Below are 19,924 nucleotides of genomic sequence, written 5' to 3'. Positions count from 1 at the left end.
ATCGAGCTGGCTGGATCAAAGCCGGGTCCGCGAAAACGGGTTCCAGCGCACCGTGCCCAGCCTCGCCTCCTCGCGCACCATGGTCAGCAGGCCGGAACCGCCGACGACAGCGAGACCGACCAGCGACAGCCAATCGGGATATTCCTGGAAGAACAGCGCGCCGAGGACGACCGCCCAGACGATCTGCGAATAATGCGTCGGCGCGACCCGGTTGGCGGGCGCGTATTTCATCGCCAGCAACTGTAGCAGCTGTCCGCACGAGGTGCCATCCGGCAGCGTGAACGAGGTAGCAGCGGCGCCGATGCCGTTGAAGAACAGGCCGTAGCCGATCAGCACGCCGAGCATGGTCGTGCGCTTTTCCTGCTGTGCAAGCGAGCGCATCAAGATGATGCTGGCGGCGGCGAGGAAGGCAATACCGAAGGCGGCGAGATGACCGAGATGCAATTCGCGAAAACCCGGCCGCACCACCAGCATGACGCCGGCAAAGCCGGCGACCACCGCCAGCCATCGCCAGGGGCCGACCTTCTCCTTGAGAACCACAGTCGAGAGAATGGTGACGCAGAGTGGCGCCAGAAAGACTAGCGCATAGACTTCGGCCAGCGGGATGGTGGTGAAGGCATAGACGCTGAGCACGCCGGACGCGATGCCCGCCCAGGCGCGCGCCTGCACCGCCCAGGGCCGTTTGGTGCGCCAGAAATCGCGCCAGCGTTCGCCGTTCGGCCGGGTGAAGAGCAGGAAACAGCCGGAAAACAGCGTCGAGAAGAAGCCGATCTCGAACACCGTGAACTGCCCGCCCAGGCTTTTGACAACGGCGTCGTTGCACGAATAGCTTGCATAGGCGATGAGGGCGAGCAGGATACCGTTCGTCACGTTTTTCCATTTCCGGGGAGAGCAGAGTGAAGGTGCTGGCGCTCGGTGCGCATCCTGACGACATCGAGATTTTCATGTTCGGTACGATGGCCGCCTATGCCACGCAAGGCGCAGAACTGATTTTCGCCATAGCCACGGACGGCGCCAAGGGCGGCAAGGGTGATCCCGGCTCTCTCGTTCGTGCGCGCCGTGAAGAGGCGATTGCGGCGGCAGCCTTGCTTAGCGTGACGCCGCACTTTCTCGATTTTCCGGATGGCGAACTGGTTGCCGATTCGGCATTGATCGGCGCTCTCAAGACGCTGATCGGCGCGGTGCAGCCAAACCTGGCGATCACGCATTCGCCGAACGACTATCATGGCGACCATCGCGCGTTGTCGGACGGCGTGCGCATCGCGACGTCTTTCGCGGTGCCGGTGCTGCATGTCGACACGCTTGGCGGCACCGGTTTTTCGCCAACGCACTATGTCGATATCTCAACGCATTTCGATCTCAAGGCGGAGGCGATCCGTGCGCACCAGTCGCAGGATCCCGAGCGCTTCGTCGACGCGGCACGCACGCAGAACGCCTTTCGCGCCGGCCAGTGCAATGGCGCGGCCGGCTCTTTTGCGGAAGCTTTTCGCTTCGAACCGGTGTTCCCCTTCGCCGACATCCGCGCCCTGTTGCCGCCGGCGCCGCCGATCCGGACTGTGATGGTGAGTACCAGAACGGTCACGTGATCGGTTCGCAAGCGCGCCGAGACCTCTGACCGACCCTTCGATTCTCATCGAACCCTGCCTTGTAAAACTTAGGCTTTTTCCGGTCGGCAGCCGGCCTCGCCGTATCATGTTGCGGTGCAGCGACGAATTCGCTTGCGTTGTTTAGTAAAAATTGCATCACTAAACAAATTACTAAACATCTGCCGCGCCGCTTCGCCGCATGTTTGGGCCCCGGAGGAGAGGGGTTGAAGGCTCTTGAAACCGTCATCCGGACGCGTTTCGCAAATGGGAGGAAGGCATGAAATCGACTTTGAAACTGGCGTTGGGACTGGCCTCGGCGATGTCTGCCTCGGCGGGCTTTTCGAACGCCGCGCATGCGGAAGATCTGACGCTTTGCTGGGCCGCCTGGGATCCGGCAAACGCACTTGTGGAACTGTCCAAGGACTTTACCAAGGAAACCGGCATCGGCATGAAGTTCGAATTCGTGCCGTGGACCAATTATGCCGACCGCTTCCTCAATGAGCTGAATTCGCACGGCAAATTGTGCGACCTGATCATCGGCGACAGCCAGTGGATCGGCGGCTCGGCCGAGAACGGCCACTACGTCAAGCTGAACGACTTCTTCGACAAGGAGAAGATCAGCATGGACGACTTCGTGCCGGCCACCGTCGTCGGCTATTCGGAATGGCCGAAGAACACGCCGAACTACTGGGCGCTGCCGGCCATGGGCGACGTCGTCGGCTGGACCTACCGCAAGGACTGGTTCTCCAAGCCGGAACTGCAGAAGGAATTCAAGGAAAAGTTTGGCTGGGATCTCGGCCCGCCGACCACTTTCGACCAGTTGAAGCAGATCGCCGAATTCTTCCAGAAGCGCGAGATCGACGGCAAGACCGTCTATGGCGCCTCGATCTATACCGAGCGCGGCTCCGAAGGCATCACCATGGGCGCCATGGACGTGCTCTACAGCTTCGGTTTCAAATACGAGAACCCCGACAAGCCCTACGAGATGGAAGGCTTCGTCAACTCCGACAAATCGGTCAAGGGCCTGGAATTCTACAAGGCGCTTTATGACTGCTGCACCCCTCCCGGCGCCTCGAACAGCTACATGGGCGAAGGCGTCGATGCCTTCAAATCCGGCCAGGTGGCGATGCACATGAACTTTGCGTTCACCTGGCCGGGCCTGCAGAAGGACGAGAATGTCGGCGGCGACAAGATCGGCTATTTCGTCAATCCCAAGGGTCCCGATGGCGACCAGTTCGCCCAGCTCGGCGGCCAGGGCATCTCGGTGGTGTCCTATTCCGACAAGCAGGAATCGGCGCTCAAATACATCAAGTGGTTCGCCAACAAGGACGTGCAGGCCAAGTGGTGGTCGCTGGGTGGCTATTCCTGCCTCAACGCGGTCGTCAAGGACCCGGCCTTCCCGGCCAGCCAGCCCTACGCGCAGACCTTCCTCGACTCGATGGCCATCGTGAAGGACTTCTGGGCCGAGCCTAGCTACGCGCCGCTGCTGCAAGCGTCACAGAAGCGCTTCCACGACTATGTCGTTGCCGGCCAAGGTTCGGCCAAGGATGCGCTTGACGGCCTGGTCAAGGACTGGACGCAAGTGTTCCAGGACGACGGCAAGATGTAACGGCTCCTCCCGAGCTTGACCCGAGCGTCCCGTGCCACCCTTGGCACGGGACGCAGTTCAGATAAATTCCATTGTCGAGACTTGACGTGACCGAAGCAGGACTCACCATGCTCAATCGGACTGCGGACAGCGTTGCCCGGGCGACCCCGGAGCCGTTGGCGCGCAAGGTCCGCGGCATCAGCGACAAGGGCCTCGCCTGGCTGTTCATCTCGCCGACGATGCTTTTGCTTCTGGCCATCAACATCTTCCCGCTGTTCTGGGCGATCTATCTGTCCTTCACCAACTATCGCGCCAACCGCCCCAACGAGGTGGTGAAAAACCTCGGCTTTGCCAACTATCAGCGCATCCTTGGCGACAAGGACATCTGGATCGCCATGCAGACGACGGCGCATTTCGTCTTCTGGACCATCCTGCTGCAGACGGTAATCGGCTTCACACTGGCCTGGCTGATCGACCGCAAGTTCCGCGGCCACGCCTTCTGGACCACCATCATCCTGGTGCCGATGATGCTGTCCCCGGCGGTGGTCGGTAATTTCTGGCGCTTCCTCTACGAGCCGCAGATCGGCCTGTTCGCCTACGCCGTTTCGTTTGTATCAGGCATTCCGCCGACAGAGATCAGCATGCTCTCCAACGTATCGCTGGCGCCGTGGTCGATCGTCATCGTCGACACCTGGATGTGGACGCCCTACGTGATGCTGATCTGCCTCGCGGGCCTACGCTCCATCCCCGAATACATCTATGAGGCGGCCGAGGTCGACCGCGCCTCCAACTGGCGGCAGTTCTGGTCGATCACGCTGCCGATGGCGCTGCCCTTCATCATGCTGGCGGTGCTGTTTCGCGGCATCGAGAATTTCAAGATGTTCGACATGGTCAACCTGCTCACCGGCGGCGGCCCGGGCTCGACCACCGAGGTCGCCTCGATCACGCTGAAGCGGCAGGCCTTCGAGAGCTGGCGTACCGGCTATTCCTCGGCCTTCGCCATCATCCTGTTCGTGGCGGTGTTCGGCCTCGCCAACATCTACGTCAAGGCGCTCAACAAGGTGAAGCAGAGATGAGCCTGACATCAGCCCATTCGGTCGTCGCGCCTAGCGCAAATTCGAAGCGGATCGCCGGCGCAATCATCGTCGCCTACGCGCTGATCTCGATCGTGCCGCTTCTGTGGATCTTTGCCACCAGCTTCAAGACGCCGCCGGATTCGATCGCCTATCCGCCAAAAATCCTGTTTCAGCCGAGTCTCGAAGGCTACTGCAACCTGTTCACGACGCGGACGCGGCAGACGCCGGAATACATCAACTCGCTCGGACCGGCGACCGGTTTCTGCGACGAGACCACGCGCAAGCGCAACATGGTGATCGCTGGTCCGTCCAACTTCCTGCCGCGCTTCCTCAACTCGTTGATCATCGCTTTCGGCTCGACCTTCTGCGCAGTCTTTCTCGGCACGCTGTCGGCCTATGGCTTCTCGCGCTTCAAGGTGCCGCTGGCCGATGACCTTCTGTTCTTCATCCTGTCGACGCGCTTCATGCCGCCGATCGCGGTCGCCATCCCGATCTATCTGATGTACCGCGAGCTCGGCCTGTCGGACACGGCACTCGGCATGATCCTGCTCTACACGGCGGTCAACGTGTCGCTGGCGGTGTGGCTGCTGAAAGGCTTCATCGACGAAATCCCGCGCGAATATGAAGAGGCGGCGATGATCGACGGCTACACGCGGCTGCAGGCCTTCTGGCGCACCGTTTTGCCGCAGGCGACAACCGGCATTGCCGCAACCGCCATCTTCTGCCTGATCTTTGCCTGGAACGAATATGCCTTCGCCGCGCTGCTCACCTCCGGCACCGCACAGACAGCGCCGCCCTTCATCCCGACCATCATCGGCGAAGGCGGCCAGGACTGGCCGGCGGTGGCGGCCGGTACGACGATCTTCCTGGTGCCGATCCTGGTCTTCACCATCCTGTTGCGCAAACAGCTGCTGCGCGGCATCACCTTCGGCGCGGTGCGCAAATGACAATGATCAAGCCCGTAAAACGCAAATCGCGCTGGCCGGTGTGGGCCAGGCGCGGCCTCATGGAAAACATTGCGACGGCGCTGATCGCCATCGGTTTCCTGATGCTGTTCCAGCCCTTCGCGCTGTCGCTCTACACCTATTCCTTCATCACCATGCTCGCCGGCACCGTGATGTTCATCATCGTATCGAAGTTCCCGGAGTAGACGATGGCTGAGATCAGGGTTCAGCATCTGAGAAAAGCCTTCGGCGATTTCGTCGCCGTGCAGGACTCCAACTTCGTCGTCGAGGATGGCGAGTTCTTTGTCATGCTGGGGCCGTCGGGCTGCGGCAAGACGACGACGCTCAGGATGATCGCCGGGCTCGAACTGCCGACCGGCGGCGAGATCCTGCTTGGCGGCGACGACGTCACCATGCTGCGGGCCCGCGAGCGCGACATCGCCTTCGTGTTCCAGCTGTTTGCGCTCTATCCGCACATGAATGTGCGCAAGAACATCGGCTTTCCGCTGCTGGCGCAAGGCATGCCGTCGGCCGAAATCCGCCAACGGGTCGAGGAGACAGCAAAACTGTTGCGCATCGACCATCTGCTCAACAAGTCCGTCTCCGGCCTTGCCGGTGGCGATCGCCAGCGCGTGGCGCTCGGACGAGCCATCGTGCGGCGGCCAAAATGCTTCCTGATGGACGAGCCGCTCGGCACGCTCGACACCGAATTCCGCGATTTGATGGTGCATGAGCTGCGCGAGCTGCACAATCGCATCCACGCCACCACGGTCTACGTCACCCATGACCAGATGGAAGCGATGTCGATGGCCGACAAGATCGCGGTGATGAACCACGGCGTCATCGAGCAGTTCGGCACGCCGCGTGAGATCTACGACCGTCCCGCAACCATGTTCGTCGCCGACTTCATCGGCTCGCCGCCGATGAATTTTTTGGGCTTCGGCGGCGGATTGGCCAAGGGCGCCACGGAGGTCGTCGTCCAGGGCGCCAAAGTGGCGGTGCCAGAGGTGCGCGAGGATATCGCACCTAGCGACATGGCGCTTGGCATCAGGCCCGAACACATCCGCTTCGACGACGCCTCGAAACTGCGCGGCGCCATCTACGGCACCGAATATCTCGGCACCACGCAGATCGTCGCGGTGGAAACGGCAGACGGCATCATCAAGGCACGGGTGCCGGCCGAAATCCGGCTCGCCGCGGGCGATCATGTCGGCCTGACGCTGAGCAGCGCGCGGCTGTCACTGTTCGAGAAAGGATCCGGCCGCGCGGTGCGCACCGCGATCCATGATTCGGCCTCTCAAGGGAGAGCGCAACATGGCTGACGTGCATATCAGAAGCGTGAGCAAAAGCTTCGGCGAGCAGGTCGCCGTGGACAATCTCGATCTGCACATCGCCGATGGCGAATTCGTCGTGCTGCTCGGCCCGACCGGCGCGGGCAAGACGACGACGCTGCGGCTGATCGCCGGGTTGGAACGGCCGGACAGCGGCACCATCCACATCGGTGGCCACAATGCGACGACGCTGTCACCGGCCGAGCGCGACACCGCCTTCGTGTTCCAGCAATATTCGCTCTATCCGCACCTCTCGGTGTTCGACAACCTCGCCTTTCCGCTGCGCTCGCCGGCGCGAAAAATGCCGGAGGAACAGATCCGCCGCCGTGTCGAGGATGTCGCCAAGATGGTGCGCATCCACCACAAGCTGAACAACCGCTCGACGAAACTCTCGGGCGGCGAGATGCAGCGCGTCGCCATCGGCCGTGCGCTGGTGCGCAAGCCGTCGATCTATCTGATGGACGAGCCGCTGTCGTCGCTCGACGCCAAGCTGCGCGCCGATCTCAGGCTCGAGCTGAAGCGCATCCAGACCGAGCTTGGCGCCACCATGCTCTATGTCACGCACGACCAGATCGAAGCGATGACGATGGCCGACCGCATCGGCATTCTCAATGATGGCGTGCTGGTGCAGATCGGCACACCGCGAAACATCTATTCGGAGCCGGCAAACCTTCATGTCGCAGCACGGCTCGGCCAACCGGCGATCAATCTCCTGCCCACCGGCCTGCTGCCCGATGGCGGCACGCCGGCCGGAACCAAGACCATTGGCGCGCGCACCGAACATCTGTCGATTGAGAAGGCAGCGAATGGCCATTCCGATGGCGTCGTCGACTGGGTCGAGCATCTGGGCGACCAGAACCACCTGCATGTGACGGTGGGGAGCAAGAAACTGGTGACGCTGACCGATCCCGATACGGATCTGGCGCAAGGCGACAAGGTGATGATCCGCTACCGCTCGCCGCTGTATTTCGGTGCGGATGGGCAACGGCTGATGTGAGTGGTTTGCGGGTGTTGTCGCATGGGCAATGCCGGATTCTGACTGACGATTGCGGGACTGGACGAATTCGATGAAGCATTTTTTCAATCGCAAGGAAACGATCGTCACCGAGGCGCTGGATGGCTTTCTCGGCACGATCGGCGCCGGTGACCTTGCCCGCCTGCACGGCTATCCCGAAGTCAAGGTCGTGCTGCGCGCCGACTGGGACAAGTCAAAAGTCAGCGTCGTTTCCGGCGGCGGCGCCGGGCACGAACCGTCACACGCCGGCTTCGTCGGCAAGGGCATGCTGACGGCGGCGGTTTCCGGCGAAATCTTTGCCTCGCCGAGCGTGAAAGCGGTGCTGGAGGCCATTCGCGCAGTCACCGGTCCCGCCGGATGCCTGCTGATCGTCAAGAACTATACCGGAGATCGCCTGAACTTCGGACTGGCGGCCGAGAAAGCGCGCGCTGAAGGCCTTCGCGTCGAAATGGTGATCGTCGCCGACGACATCGCCTTGCCCGACATTGCCCAGCCGCGCGGCGTCGCCGGTACCTTGTTCGTGCACAAGATCGCCGGTTATCTGTCGGAGACCGGCCAAGACCTCGCGGCGATTGCCGCAGCGGCACGCGCTGCCGCGGCGGACATCGTTTCCCTCGGCCTTTCGCTGTCGTCCTGCTCGATCCCCGGTCAGCCGCACGAAGAGAGATTTGGCGACAATGACGGTGAGCTCGGCCTCGGCATTCATGGCGAACCGGGGGTTGAGCGGATCGCCGTGCAAAGCGCCGACAGGCTGGTCGCCATCATGCTGGAGCGCCTCGCCGCGCGCCTTGATCCGGCCAGCGACTATGCCTTGCTGATCAACAATCTCGGTGCCGTGCCGCCGCTGGAAATGTCGTTGCTCGCCAACGCGGTGCTGGTGTCGCCGCTGGCCAGGACCGTGACGCTGACGATCGGACCGGGGCCGCTGATGACGGCGCTTAACATGAACGGCTTCTCTTTGTCCCTGATCCGGCTCGATGCGGCGCGCGAAGCCGCCTTGCGCGCGCCCGTCGGTCCGCATGCCTGGATGCCGGCAAAGCCTGTTCTTCCGCTGATGGTGGTGCCGGCGGCGAAACCGGCCGCTCAAGCCGGGGCAAAAACGGCCAGTGTGGATGCCCGCACAAGACGCCTTGTCGTTACGATCTGCGAAAGGCTGATCTCGCTCGAAGAGTCGCTGAACGCATTGGATGCCAAGGCTGGAGACGGCGACACCGGCTCGACGGTGGCGACCGGCGCGCGCAGCGTCCTTGAGAAGCTCGACACGCTGCCGCTGGCCGACCCTGCCGCCACGCTCGCCGCGCTGGGCGACATCTTGAGCGCCTCCATGGGCGGCTCCAGCGGGGTGCTGCTGTCGATCTTCTTCACGGCGGCGGCGCAGACCTTGGGTTTTGGCGCAAGCCTTCCCAAGGCGCTGCTCGCCGGGCTCGGGCGGATGTCCTTCTACGGTGGCGCAAAGCTTGGCGACCGCACCATGATCGACGCGCTGGAGCCTGCCCTGAAAGCGCTCGACGCCGGTGGCCTGGAAGAGGCTGCCGCGGCGGCTCGCCAGGGCGCCGAGGCCACGGCCGCCATGCGCAAGGCAAAGGCCGGGCGGTCCGCCTATATCGGCAGCCAGCTTTATGGTGTTGTCGACCCCGGCGCCTGTGCCGTGGCCGAAGTCTTCGCGGCCGTCTCCGCATTGTACGAAGCGGCCTGACGGGGGACTATGCTTGGATCGTTGGAAATGGCACCTTCCCACCCTGCCGAAAGCGCAGGAACCAAGAGTACAGGTGACATGACATTGGATCTTTCCAGGCTGGTTGTCGCCGCGGCGGACACGATCGCGGCGCATGCCGACGAACTGACCGCGCTCGACCAGGCGATCGGCGATGGCGACCACGGGCTGAACATGAAGCGCGGCTTCGAGGCGCTGCGGGCCGAGGCCGACGCGTTCGCGGCAAAACCATTGCCGGAAGCGCTGAAGGCGATCGGCACCAGGCTGGTGATGACCGTCGGCGGCGCCTCGGGGCCCTTGTTCGGCACGCTGTTCATGGCGCTCGGCAAGGAGATTTCGGCAGAGCCGGATCGCGCCAACCTGACAGCCGCCTTCGGCAAGGCGATCGAAGCGGTGGCGGCCAGGGGCAAATCGCAGGTCGGGCAAAAGACCATGCTCGACGTGTTGCAGCCGGTGCATGAGGCGCTGCTGCAGGGAGAGACGGCGGCGGAGATCGTCGATGTCGCCGATCGAGCCGCCGAGGCCACCGTGCCGATGAAGGCCCTGCGCGGGCGCGCCTCGTTCCTCGGCGACCGCTCGATCGGTCATATGGATGCTGGCGGACGTTCGACAGCGCTGCTGGTGCGGGCGGTCGCGGAAAGCATTGAGGGCCAAGCATGAGCAATGTCGGCATCGTCATCGTATCGCATTCACCGCTGGTCGCCGAAGGCACGGCGGACATGGTGCGCCAGATGGTCGGCGACGAAGTGCCGCTTGCATGGTGCGGCGGAAACGGCCATGGCGGGCTGGGGACAAGTGTCGAAGCGATCATGGGCGCCATCGACAAGGCCTGGTCGGAGGCAGGGGTGGCCATCCTCGTCGATCTCGGCGGCGCCGAGACCAACTCGGAGATGGCGGTCGAGATGATCGGCGAGCCGCGCGCGCAGAAGATCATCGTCTGCAATGCGCCGATCGTCGAGGGCGCGGTGATGGCGGCGACGGAGTCCTCCGGCGGCGCCTCGCTCAGGGAAGTGGTGGCGACGGCGCACGAATTGTCGCCGTCGTGAATGAACAGGAATTTTGACAGCATGTCCGCATCTGCCGAAGCCACTGTCCTGATCACCCACGAGGTGGGTCTGCACGCGCGCCCTTCGGTGAAGTTCACCAAGCTCGCCAAGACGTTTTCGGCCGAGGTCGAAGTGGCGCTCGCCGCCAACGGGCCGTGGTTCGACGCCAAGAGCATCGTCAAGGTGATGGCGGCCAAGGCGCCGAAAGGTACGCTGCTACACATCAGGGCCAAGGGCGTCGGCGCCGGCGAGGCGGTCGGTGCGCTGGTCGAACTGGTGCGGCGCGACTTCGACGAGGACGCGGACCATGTCCGAACCGCTTAGGCTGCAAGGCATCTCGGCCTCGGCCGGCTATGCCGAAGGGCCTTTGTTCGATCTCGACCGGGCCACCGCGCCATACGCCGGCAAGGCGACCGCGGCGGAAGAAAAGGCCGCGCTCGAGACCGCGATCGGCGTTGCGACGGGTCGGCTTGCCGCCTTGATCGAAGCAAGCGAAGGCGATGCCGCCGACATTCTCGAATTCCAGCTCGCCATGCTGGAGGACGATGCGCTGATCGGCCCGGCTTTTGCTGCGATCTTGTCCGGTATGCCAGCGGATATGGCGTGGCGGCAGGCGCTCGACGCCGAGATTGCCGGCTATGAAACGTCGGACCAGGACTATTTCCGGGCCCGCGCGGCCGACATGCGCGACATCAGGGACCAGGTGCTGCGCGCGCTGACCGAGGACGGCGATATTGCCGTGCCGGCCGGCGCCATCTTCTACGGCGACGACATCGCGCCGACGCGCTTTCTGGAAACCGACTGGAGTTCAGGCGGCGGCATCGCATTGAAGGCCGGCAGCACGGCCAGCCATGTCGCCATGCTGGCACGCTCGCGCGGCGTGCCGATGGTTGTGGGACTCGGTGCTTCGCCGGCTCATCTTGCCGGGATAGCCCTGCTCGATGCCGAGCATGGCGGCATCATGCTTTCGCCGTCCAAGGCCGAGATCGAGGCGTTCCGCCGCTCGTCATCGTCCTTCGCGGCGCGCCGCGACCGAGCGGAGACCTATCTGGCAAAGCCGGCGGTGACGAAAGCCGGGACAGCGGTGCGGGTGCAGGTCAACATCGCCGATCCATCCGATGTCGACGGCATCGATATTTCGACCTGCGACGGTGTCGGGCTGATGCGCACCGAATTCCTGTTCGGCAAAACGCTGCCGGACGAGGAAACGCAATATCGCGCCTATCGCAAAGTGCTGGAATGGGCCGGCGACAAGCCAGCGACCATCCGCACCGTCGATGCCGGCGGTGACAAGCCGGTGCCCGGTTTCACGGTGGAGGAGACCAATCCGTTCCTCGGTTTGCGCGGCATCAGGCTGTCGCTGGCGCGGCCGGAGATCTTTCGGGTGCAGATCCGGGCATTGCTGCGCGCCGCCGTCCACGGCAATCTGAAGGTGATGTTCCCGATGATCACCATTGCTGACGAATATGCGCGTGCCGCCGCGCTTTTCGCGGAAGAGCAGGCCGGGCTCGCCGCGCGCGGTATCGCGCAAAAGATGCCGCCACTCGGCATCATGGTGGAAGTGCCGTCGGTGGCTATCGCGCCGGAGGCGTTTGCCGATGTTGCCTTCTTCTCGATCGGCTCCAACGACTTGACCCAATATGTGATGGCGGCTGCCCGCGACAATGCCGCGGTCGCGCATCTGAATTCGGTCCGGCATCCGGCCGTGCTTCGGCTGATCGCTTCAGTCGCCGCGTTCGGGAGCTCGCACGGAGTTCCGGTCAGCCTGTGCGGTGATGCCGGCGGCGATCCGGCGTCGATACCGGTGCTGCTCGAAGCCGGCCTGCGTGATCTCTCCGTCGTGCCCGCACAGCTCGCCATGGCCAAGGCGGCCATCGCGGACGCCGCGATCTAGGCGCCGGCATGGTCGAAAAAATCCCCGAACCCGGTTCCGAAGCGGCGATCCGCGCCTACAAGACGATCCTGTCGCAGGTCATCGACCAACGCCCGTCCGGCATGCGCCAGCGCCTTGCCGATGCGCTGGGAAAACACCGCAGCTTCGTCACCCAAATTTCCAGCCCGACCTATTCGGTGCCAATCCCGTCCAAACATTTGCCGGCTATCTTTTCGGTCTGCCATTTCAGCCCAGCCGAGCGCGATCATTTCCTCGCCGCCTATCATCAGGCGCATCCGGGAAAGATGTCGGTGGCATCAGGCTTGCGAAAGACGCGGCATGTCTCGCTGATCGTTCCCGACTTCGGCGACGACAAGCAGAATGCCGCGCTCGACCGGGCGGTCAATGATTTCATCCAGAAGATCACCAGCATCACCGGCAAAGGTGGCGGCTGATCGTCTCATGCGCATTTGTGTCGGGAGGACACCATGAAGAAATTCCTGAATTCGGTGGAGACGGTGCTGACCGAAAGCCTCGATGGCTTCGTCGCCGCCCACGCCGATATTCTCGTGCTTGGCGACGAGCACAAATTCGTCCGCCGCACGGATCTGAAGCCGGGCAAGGTGGCGCTGATCTCGGGCGGCGGCTCCGGCCATGAGCCGCTGCATGGCGGTCTGGTCGGGTACGGCATGCTGGACGCCGCCTGCCCCGGCCAGGTGTTCACCTCGCCGACGCCGGACCAGATGCTGGCGGCGGCAGAGGCCGTCAACACCGGCGCCGGCTGCCTGTTCATCGTCAAGAACTACGAAGGCGATGTGATGAATTTCGAGATGGCCGCCGAAATGTCGGAGGGCATTCTGCAAATCGTCACCAATGACGATGTCGCGGTCGAGAACTCGTCCTATACCACCGGCCGGCGCGGCGTCGCCGGCACGCTGGTGGTCGAGAAGATCGTCGGCGCCGCGGCCGAGCAAGGCATGGCACTGGAGCCCTTGAAGGCGCTGGGCGAGCGCGTCAACAACGCGACGCGCTCGATGGGCGTGGCGCTGACCAGTTGCACGGTGCCTGCGGCGGGCAAGCCGACCTTCGCCATCGGCGACGGCGAAATGGAATTCGGCGTCGGCATTCATGGCGAGCCGGGCCGCCGGCGCGACACATTGAAGAGCGCTGATGCCATTGCCGAAGAAATCTGTGCTGCGATCCTGGGCGATCTCGGCAATGCCGCGAAAGGCCCGGCGCTGCTGTTCGTCAACGGCTTCGGCGGCACACCGCTGATGGAACTTTACCTGATGTACAACAGCGCCCGCAAAATCTTCGAGACGCACGGGGTGAAGGTCACCCGCTCACTGGTCGGGTCCTATGTGACGTCGCTAGACATGGCCGGCTGCTCGATCACGCTGACCATGCTCGACGCGGAAACGACGGCCCTGTGGGATGCGCCCGTGCATACGGCAGCGCTGCGCTGGGGCATGTAACCGGGAGGCTAGCGCCGACCGACTATCGTCGGTCAGCCTGCGGGGCCTGATGGACCCCCACCCGCTGTAACGCCGGACAATTTTCCGGCTTTGCGCAGGACAGGCGCCTCATATTTCTTCTTGCTCATATCAATGCCCCTTGTTTTGCAACGGGGAGTGTAAGAATGGGCCTGTTAAAGTCAATTCAGGCGCACTGGCTTCCGCCGTGCTTTTCTGCGACCATCTTTCGATAATCCCTTTAATCCGTACCGCTGCCCGGGTTCATGCTGCCACCACTTACGCCTGCCGAAGAAAAGCTGCTGCTGAACTATGCGGACCCCGAGGCGCCGTTGGCCGGAGGCGACCTCGCGGCAAAAACCCTGTCGGCCCTGCTGGCCAATGCCGAATTCCACGGCATCCTGCCGATCATGCTGCGCAAGCTGCAGGAGCGTGGCGACGCCCATCTGCCTCAGGACGCCGGATTGATGGAGACGCTGTCCGACCTGCGCCGGAAGTCGACGCTGGTCACCGGCCAGTCGATGCTGCTGCAATACCATGGCGACCGCATCATGAAGGCGCTCGCCGCAGGTGGCATTGCGGCACGCATCGTCAAGGGCCCGGTCTTTGCACGGACGCTGTACAGGCACGTCGCCGACAGGCCCTTCACCGACATCGACATCCTCGTCGACCCGGCGCATCTGCCCGACGCCAACCGGGTGATTGCGGCATGCGGTTTCGAGCTTGGCAGCGACGAAGCAGAATCCAACGACCTGCAGGAGTTCAAATGGCTCGAGAAGGAGAATCCGAGCCTGATGATCGAGCTGCATGGCAATCTGGTGCATGATTCCGGCATGCGGCGGCGATTGTCGCTGGGTTTCAAGGAATTGCGCGTGATCGACGGCGAGGCAACCGACACGCCGGCCGCCATGCTGACCATCGCCATCGTCCATGCCGCCGGCGGGCACAAATTCCACCGGCTGCAGCTGTGCGTCGACGTGCTGCAGGGCGTGCGTGCCCTGCGATCGCCGGACGCGGAAGCGAGCCTGCTCGAGGCAGCGCGGATGACCGGCATCGAGCTCGAACTGGCAACCGTGCTCAACGTCACCGGCCGGCTGTTCGATGAAAGACGTGCACTCGACATTGCCGATCGGATCAAGCCCGATCTGGGTATCCGGCTCGCCAGGCGGCTGATCACCCGGGATACGCTGCTTGGCGTCAATTCCAGGGACAAGATGCGCTCGCGCCTGCGCCGCGACGCCTTTCGCTGGATCCAGAGACTTGCCAAAGCCAAGCCGCACTTTGCATGAGCCCGGACAAGCCGATTTCGGCGGTTTTCATTCTCGAAATCACAGCCGTCACCGGACCAATGCTGGCCGGTTGGGTGGAGAAAGGCCATCGCATCGCCGCCATCATTGTGCCTGCGCCGCGCCGGAACAAGCGCTTCAGCGTTGGCACCTGGCGGCGGCGCCTGAGGCGCAAACTTGCGCTCAGGAGCAATCTCGGCGGCACACAAGTCCAGTTGATCGAGTTCGGCCGGCCGCATGACTGGGACGCGCTTGCCCGGCAACTTGCCGGTGTCGGGGCCGACGTTCTTGTCTGCTTCGGCTTCAGCGCCCTCATCCCGGATACTGTGCTGAACCTGTTTTCCAAGGGCGGACTGAACCTGCATCCGGCGCTGCTGCCGCATTACAAGGGGCCGCATCCGATCCACCGGCTCATCATCGACGGGCAGCATGAAACCCATGGTGGCGTGACGCTGCACAAGATGACGTCAGGCTTCGACGAAGGCGACATCCTGGCCCAGATTGCCTTTTCCAGCGAGGATTGGAGTTCCGCGGCAACTGTCTCGCGGGCACTGGCGAGCGCAATGAAGACGCTGGTGACGGAGTTCGCGCCCGAACATTGCACCGGCGCGCTGATCGGCAAGCCGCAGCCGACGGGGGATTTCACCTGGGCGCAACTCGCCCGCGCGCCGCTCGTCATCGACAACAAATGGTCGAGTGACCATGTCGCGCGCGTGTGGCGTGTTGCCGGACGCAATGTTGCCATCCACGTGCTGGTGAATGGCAGGCTGGTGCGGCTGGCGCAGCCGATCCGTCGGCTTGGGCCGGCGACAGGCGAGGCGCCGGTCAGACACTGGGGATGGGTCGAATTCGATTGCGCCGACGGTCGCTTTGTCCACCTTGTCTACAATGGTTTCTCCAAATTGCTGGTGCAATCGCAGCGCATAGTGAGCCGGCTTCGCACCTGACGCTGACCCTTCGGAGCCTTGCTGGGAGAGGAGAGCTCAGCCCTGTGCCGCCAACGCCGCGCGGATCAGCGGCGCGGCGTCGGCCGGCATGGCCCCCACTTGCAGCGTAAAGGTTGGAACGGCCAGAACCAATTTGGTGATCGTCGCCATCCGGCGCTTCTGCAGCGGCAACAGGCCGGTCATGCCAGTCCTGACATTGTCTGCGGCCAGCGCCACCATTGCGTCGGTTTTGGCCATGGCGACCAGCCGGTTCTGGCCATCGGCCGAGCGGGCGAGATGGAAGAGTGCCGCGACCGGCCTGGGTCCCGTGTCCTCGACGCGTATGATCTCGCGCAGGCGTTCGAGCGAGACGGCCTGCTCGCCATTGCGATCCCAGGAGAGGCCGAGACATGGCTGGACGAGCGGGATCATCTCGGCGGTTTTGCGATGGATCTTGGCAGCCCGCGGCAGGCCCCAGGCGAGAGCCTTGCCCGAAGCGAGGCTGAGGACCATGGCATCGTCCGAACAGAGGCCGAACCCTTGCGAGGCCAGTGCCAGCGACGTCGTGCTTTTGCCGGTGCCGCTCGGCGCATGGATCAGCACAAGAGCATCGCTGCCTGGCAGCGTCAGCCCTGCGGTGTGCAGCATATGCTGGCCGCCGGCATCGAGTGCGGCATCGAGCACCAGCATCCACAGCGTCCAGACGATCTTCGTATCCGGGCGGACGTGGATCCTGGCCCAGCCTTCGCCGGCATGGATCGAGCATGTCTGGCTGCCGGGGAAAATCAGATGGATGACGGCGCCATTGTCGATCATCCGGCAATGGCCGTCCTCGGGCACCTCGCCATCGAAAGCGAGCGAGCCATCCGGCGATTCCGGCAAGGATTCTGTCTCGACGATATCGATGCGAAAGCTCGGCTCGGCCGATTCGCTGACGCGCAGGCTGGCAACCATTTTGTCGAAATCCCGCCAAAGATCGGGGCTTTCGGCGGTGATGCCGATGACCTGTCCGTTGAGGGCATAGCGGCCTGAGGCGGCGGGTCTGGTCAAGCGGCGTGCGCCTTTCCGGCGTCGGCATGGTGGCGATAGATTTCCACCATGCCGGGAAGGCTGTCGCTGACCACCGGCCGGCCGTCGAGGCAGACCCAGCAATGCGCCGCAATGCGCGGTGCATGCATCGACTTCGGATCAACGCCGAAGCGCAAATCCGGATCGAAGCCGGCAAAGCGCAGGAAGCGATGCGCCAGCAAGCCTTCCCGCAGGCACCGGCGGTCGCGCATCAGCCATGGATGCCGGACCGTACGGTTGACGCTGGCGACGATGTAGGCGGACGGCAGACCGCGATAGGGTGTCGACGAGGAGAGCGGCGCCCATTTGAGCACGGCTTCGAAATTGCGGTGGCCGATCAGGACCGGCATCAGCCGGGCGCTTGCCCACAAATGACCGCGAAACAGCGCGCGCAACAAAGGACCGTGCGCCATCATGCGCCCGGGTCGGCAAGGATACCTTCCGAGACAAGCTCGGCCGCCAGTTCTGCCATGTCCTGATCGAGTGTGCCCTTGTCGATCTCGAACTCGTCGGCGAGCAGGGCGACTATCTGGTCGAGGCTGCGGTCGCCGTCCACCTTGTCGAGGAAGGCCTCGGTCGTGCTGTTACAGGTGTAGAGCTGGCCGCTGCGCGCCAGAAGCACCACGGCGCCGTCGCCGACATGCTGGACCGAGGCGTCGTCCACCAGCCGCAGAACCGTCTCAGATGCAATTTCGACCACGGACCCGCTCCAAAGAGGCAAGTTTTGCTGGAGAGCAATTAGCGCGGCAACGCCGCACTGTCCATTGTCCAGCGGCATCGTAGCACGAGCACCGACAGTTTCGCCAGATTCAGATCCGTTTGAACCAGCAAAGCAAAAGCGCGCCTCGATCCATGAAGCGGGCTTCTGGAATGGCACTAGAGATCAGTGTGAACTCGGAGACCCAACTATCTGAGACAGCTTCTCGCGCTTGCTCAACACAGGCTTTTCATAAGTTTTCTTCACAAGACCCCCCTGAAATCGTCGGTGAACTGCACGTGCCAGCCGGCACGGCGCATTGTCAAGCAGGCGAGGCAGATTCGGACGCAGTATTGCCTTCCTTACCCAGAGTAAGCTATGGAGTCGGCCGGGTGTTTGGGAGACAGAGTATGCGTTACAATTGGGATCGGGCCCCAACAGGGTTCGAGCGTCACAGGAAAGCCTTGGCTGCGGCCATACTGATCGCCGGTGGTGTTGGCCTCATGCTCGCGGCATTGCCGCTTTAGGGCGACCGGGAATCATTGACCAGCATGGATGCCGCTCCGTTCAGGAGCGGCCTAATCGCGCGCGGATGCCTGCGCGCAGGACGACGCTTTTTCAGCGCGCTTGCCCGGTCACCGCAATGAAGCGGCGATCGCGCCCCTCAAACCCCTGACTGAAGCGCTGCACCAGCACGGCAATCACAGCCGGCTTGCCATCCGGGGTGAATTCATAGGATTCCGACAGGCTGTAGGAGGTCGGGCAATTGCGCGACCCCGGTAGGGTCTTGTCCTCGTGCAGCAGCTTGAACGGCTTGCCATCCTGCCCTTCCAGCGTCAGGCGGAAACCGAGCGCCTTGCCGGTTTTGTCGCCTTGAAGTGCTGAGCCGCCTTGCTGCATCTCGTCGAAACTTGCCGAGCAATCCGTTTTGCTGTCGGCCAGGATCTGCTCGAGCTGGATGGTTGAGATCTCAAGTTCGTCATAGAGCGGCGAGAGCCATTTCTGCGAGACCTGTTCGAGGCGGGCGATGTCGTTGTAGTCGACCATATCGTCGGGAAAAGTGAACTTGTCGGAAGCCGTGCGTTCGCCGCGCGCCGCGATGGCGTATTTGGCGAGGATCGGCGCCGCTTGCGCCGCGGCCTGCGCCCGCGCCTGCTCCAGGGTTAGTGTCGACTCCTCCGACTCGTCAACGACAAGAATGGGCTTGCCGCCGACGAACTGATCGGTGCTTGTGTCGATGATGTCGATTTCCGAATACCCTGAATCCGAGGCTCCGGCGTCGAGCGTGCCGTATTGTTCGAAGGCGAAGTAGTTGCCGTCGGGCGAAAAGCCGATGATACGCCGTGCCGCGGCATCGCCGGCCTGAGCGGTTCCGGCAGACAATGCCAAACCCGCACCAAGAGCCGCCACGAGCAGCGGCCATGCGATGATTCGTCGACGAAGCATGTCCTCCGGCTCCTTCATTTCACCAGGGCGGTCACCGCCATGAAGCGGCGGTCTGGGTCTTCCATGACATATTCGAAGCGTTGCACGAGCACCGCAAGCGCGATCGAACTGTCGGCGAGACGCAAGGCATGCACTTCCGCCAGGCCGAAGCCGAGCGGGCAGCCGTCACTCGCCCGCGGAGACGGGCTGGCGCCAAGCGCCAGCGGCTGCTTGCCGACGCGCTCCAGCGTCAGGCTGAAGCCTTTGCCGCTGTAGCCATAGTCGGCGCACGTGCCTGCGGCCGTATCGACGGCAAATTCGTGCAGATCCACATGCGCGCCGACCCCGAATGCCGAGGCATCGAGCGGCGTTGTCGCGACCGCCGCTTGCTGCAATGCTTTGACCACCGGCGATTGCCGCCCGTCGGTCTCGTCGGCGATGGCAAGCGTGGTCTCGCGCGAGCGGCTGGCGGCGACGCTGCCAAGCTCGATGCCGGCAGTGTCGATGCCGAACCGGGCGAGCAAGGGCGCCGCCTGTTTCTTCGCTTCAAGCCGGACGATAGCGAGCGGATCCTGGTTCGGGTCCTGCAAAAGACTGTCGTCGACCGTGGTGGTGTCGGCGACCAGCGGCGTGCCGTCGACGGGCCTGCTCGTGGAGTCAATCACGTAGGTTTCCGAGTAATCCATGCCGGCGACGCTTTCCGTGCCGTATTGCTCGAAGGCGAAGTAGCGGCCGTCACTGGAAAAGCCGAGCGGATCGACGGCGGCGCCATCGCCCGCTTGGGCGGAGGACGCCATCACCGAAAACAGCGCCGCGAACGCAGCCCGCCCGATCCCGCATCGCAAAATCATTGGGTTCCACCCCCATTCCAACCCCG

Annotated in this window: 22 protein-coding genes; 16 read left to right on the top strand and 6 right to left on the bottom strand. The window is 63.4% G+C overall.

The genetic code is table 11. From position 1 onward, the window contains the following. Positions 1–15 precede the first annotated feature (15 nt). Positions 16–870, bottom strand: a complete 855-nt coding sequence (locus tag AC1D0N_RS03050) for a DMT family transporter (protein WP_477241244.1) — start codon at positions 868–870, stop codon at positions 16–18. A gap of 26 nt (positions 871–896) precedes the next feature. Here AC1D0N_RS03050 and AC1D0N_RS03045 point away from each other — a divergent pair, with 26 nt between their 5' ends. The 16 genes from AC1D0N_RS03045 (at position 897) to AC1D0N_RS02970 (ending at position 15,878) form a co-directional block, all read left to right on the top strand. Continuing rightward, positions 897–1,586, top strand: a complete 690-nt coding sequence (locus AC1D0N_RS03045; protein ID WP_477241242.1) for a PIG-L deacetylase family protein — start codon at positions 897–899, stop codon at positions 1,584–1,586. Between the two features lie 277 nt (positions 1,587–1,863). After that, the gene (locus tag AC1D0N_RS03040) at positions 1,864–3,195 is read left to right on the top strand and encodes an ABC transporter substrate-binding protein (RefSeq protein WP_477241240.1); all 1,332 of its coding nucleotides are present in this window, start codon (positions 1,864–1,866) and stop codon (positions 3,193–3,195) included. Between the two features lie 107 nt (positions 3,196–3,302). Beyond that, entirely contained in the window at positions 3,303–4,250 is a 948-nt protein-coding gene (locus tag AC1D0N_RS03035) for a carbohydrate ABC transporter permease (protein ID WP_477241872.1), read from the top strand. Continuing rightward, positions 4,247–5,197, top strand: a complete 951-nt coding sequence (locus AC1D0N_RS03030; RefSeq protein WP_477241238.1) for a carbohydrate ABC transporter permease — start codon at positions 4,247–4,249, stop codon at positions 5,195–5,197. The genes AC1D0N_RS03035 and AC1D0N_RS03030 overlap by 4 nt, the downstream gene beginning before the upstream one ends. After that, positions 5,194–5,400 carry a hypothetical protein gene (locus AC1D0N_RS03025; RefSeq protein WP_477241236.1) on the top strand — a complete coding sequence of 69 codons (207 nt, stop codon included), beginning with the start codon at positions 5,194–5,196 and terminating at the stop codon, positions 5,398–5,400. Before AC1D0N_RS03030 ends, AC1D0N_RS03025 begins: the two co-directional genes overlap by 4 nt. Positions 5,401–5,403: 3 nt before the next feature. After that, positions 5,404–6,516 (top strand): ABC transporter ATP-binding protein, encoded by a 1,113-nt coding sequence (locus AC1D0N_RS03020; RefSeq protein WP_477241235.1) that lies wholly within the window; start codon positions 5,404–5,406, stop codon positions 6,514–6,516. Further along, complete coding sequence (locus tag AC1D0N_RS03015; RefSeq protein WP_477241233.1) at positions 6,509–7,522, top strand: ABC transporter ATP-binding protein; 1,014 nt, start codon at positions 6,509–6,511, stop codon at positions 7,520–7,522. Before AC1D0N_RS03020 ends, AC1D0N_RS03015 begins: the two co-directional genes overlap by 8 nt. A 70-nt stretch (positions 7,523–7,592) precedes the next feature. Then, positions 7,593–9,236: a dihydroxyacetone kinase subunit DhaK gene (locus AC1D0N_RS03010; protein WP_477241231.1), complete on the top strand. Its 1,644-nt coding sequence runs from the start codon at positions 7,593–7,595 to the stop codon at positions 9,234–9,236. Positions 9,237–9,314: 78 nt separating this feature from the next. Beyond that, positions 9,315–9,914 (top strand): dihydroxyacetone kinase subunit DhaL, encoded by a 600-nt coding sequence (gene dhaL / locus AC1D0N_RS03005; RefSeq protein ID WP_477241229.1) that lies wholly within the window; start codon positions 9,315–9,317, stop codon positions 9,912–9,914. Next, a complete protein-coding gene (dhaM, locus tag AC1D0N_RS03000) occupies positions 9,911–10,300 on the top strand; it encodes a dihydroxyacetone kinase phosphoryl donor subunit DhaM (protein WP_477241227.1) in 390 nt (129 codons plus the stop codon). Before dhaL ends, dhaM begins: the two co-directional genes overlap by 4 nt. Before the next feature lie 21 nt (positions 10,301–10,321). Continuing rightward, positions 10,322–10,624: an HPr family phosphocarrier protein gene (locus tag AC1D0N_RS02995; RefSeq protein ID WP_477241225.1), complete on the top strand. Its 303-nt coding sequence runs from the start codon at positions 10,322–10,324 to the stop codon at positions 10,622–10,624. Beyond that, entirely contained in the window at positions 10,608–12,194 is a 1,587-nt protein-coding gene (gene ptsP, locus AC1D0N_RS02990) for a phosphoenolpyruvate--protein phosphotransferase (protein WP_477241224.1), read from the top strand. The genes AC1D0N_RS02995 and ptsP overlap by 17 nt, the downstream gene beginning before the upstream one ends. Positions 12,195–12,202: 8 nt before the next feature. Then, positions 12,203–12,628: a hypothetical protein gene (locus AC1D0N_RS02985; protein WP_477241222.1), complete on the top strand. Its 426-nt coding sequence runs from the start codon at positions 12,203–12,205 to the stop codon at positions 12,626–12,628. Between the two features lie 33 nt (positions 12,629–12,661). Further along, complete coding sequence (gene dhaK, locus AC1D0N_RS02980) at positions 12,662–13,648, top strand: dihydroxyacetone kinase subunit DhaK (RefSeq protein ID WP_477241220.1); 987 nt, start codon at positions 12,662–12,664, stop codon at positions 13,646–13,648. Between the two features lie 263 nt (positions 13,649–13,911). Beyond that, positions 13,912–14,934 carry a nucleotidyltransferase family protein gene (locus AC1D0N_RS02975; RefSeq protein ID WP_477241218.1) on the top strand — a complete coding sequence of 341 codons (1,023 nt, stop codon included), beginning with the start codon at positions 13,912–13,914 and terminating at the stop codon, positions 14,932–14,934. Then, entirely contained in the window at positions 14,931–15,878 is a 948-nt protein-coding gene (locus AC1D0N_RS02970; protein WP_477241216.1) for a formyltransferase family protein, read from the top strand. Before AC1D0N_RS02975 ends, AC1D0N_RS02970 begins: the two co-directional genes overlap by 4 nt. A 36-nt stretch (positions 15,879–15,914) precedes the next feature. On the opposite strand, the gene AC1D0N_RS02965 is transcribed toward AC1D0N_RS02970, so the two are convergent. From AC1D0N_RS02965 to AC1D0N_RS02945, 5 genes are all read right to left on the bottom strand, one after another. Beyond that, entirely contained in the window at positions 15,915–16,907 is a 993-nt protein-coding gene (locus AC1D0N_RS02965; protein WP_477241214.1) for a serine kinase, read from the bottom strand. Continuing rightward, positions 16,904–17,338, bottom strand: coding sequence for a lasso peptide biosynthesis B2 protein (locus AC1D0N_RS02960; RefSeq protein WP_477241870.1), 435 nt, complete (start codon positions 17,336–17,338; stop codon positions 16,904–16,906). The genes AC1D0N_RS02965 and AC1D0N_RS02960 overlap by 4 nt, the downstream gene beginning before the upstream one ends. Further along, positions 17,338–17,625, bottom strand: a complete 288-nt coding sequence (locus AC1D0N_RS02955) for a PqqD family protein (protein ID WP_477241212.1) — start codon at positions 17,623–17,625, stop codon at positions 17,338–17,340. The genes AC1D0N_RS02960 and AC1D0N_RS02955 overlap by 1 nt, the downstream gene beginning before the upstream one ends. A gap of 615 nt (positions 17,626–18,240) precedes the next feature. Beyond that, on the bottom strand, positions 18,241–19,068 hold the full coding sequence (locus AC1D0N_RS02950; RefSeq protein ID WP_477241210.1) for a DUF2259 domain-containing protein: 828 nt from the start codon (positions 19,066–19,068) through the stop codon (positions 18,241–18,243). Positions 19,069–19,082: 14 nt separating this feature from the next. Further along, a complete protein-coding gene (locus AC1D0N_RS02945; RefSeq protein WP_477241208.1) occupies positions 19,083–19,898 on the bottom strand; it encodes a DUF2259 domain-containing protein in 816 nt (271 codons plus the stop codon). Positions 19,899–19,924 lie beyond the last annotated feature (26 nt).

It is taken from the genome of Mesorhizobium sp. P2_E10, from assembly GCF_056404235.1.
Note: the sequence above shows the minus strand (reverse complement) of the source record. Positions and strands in the feature narration are given on the sequence as shown.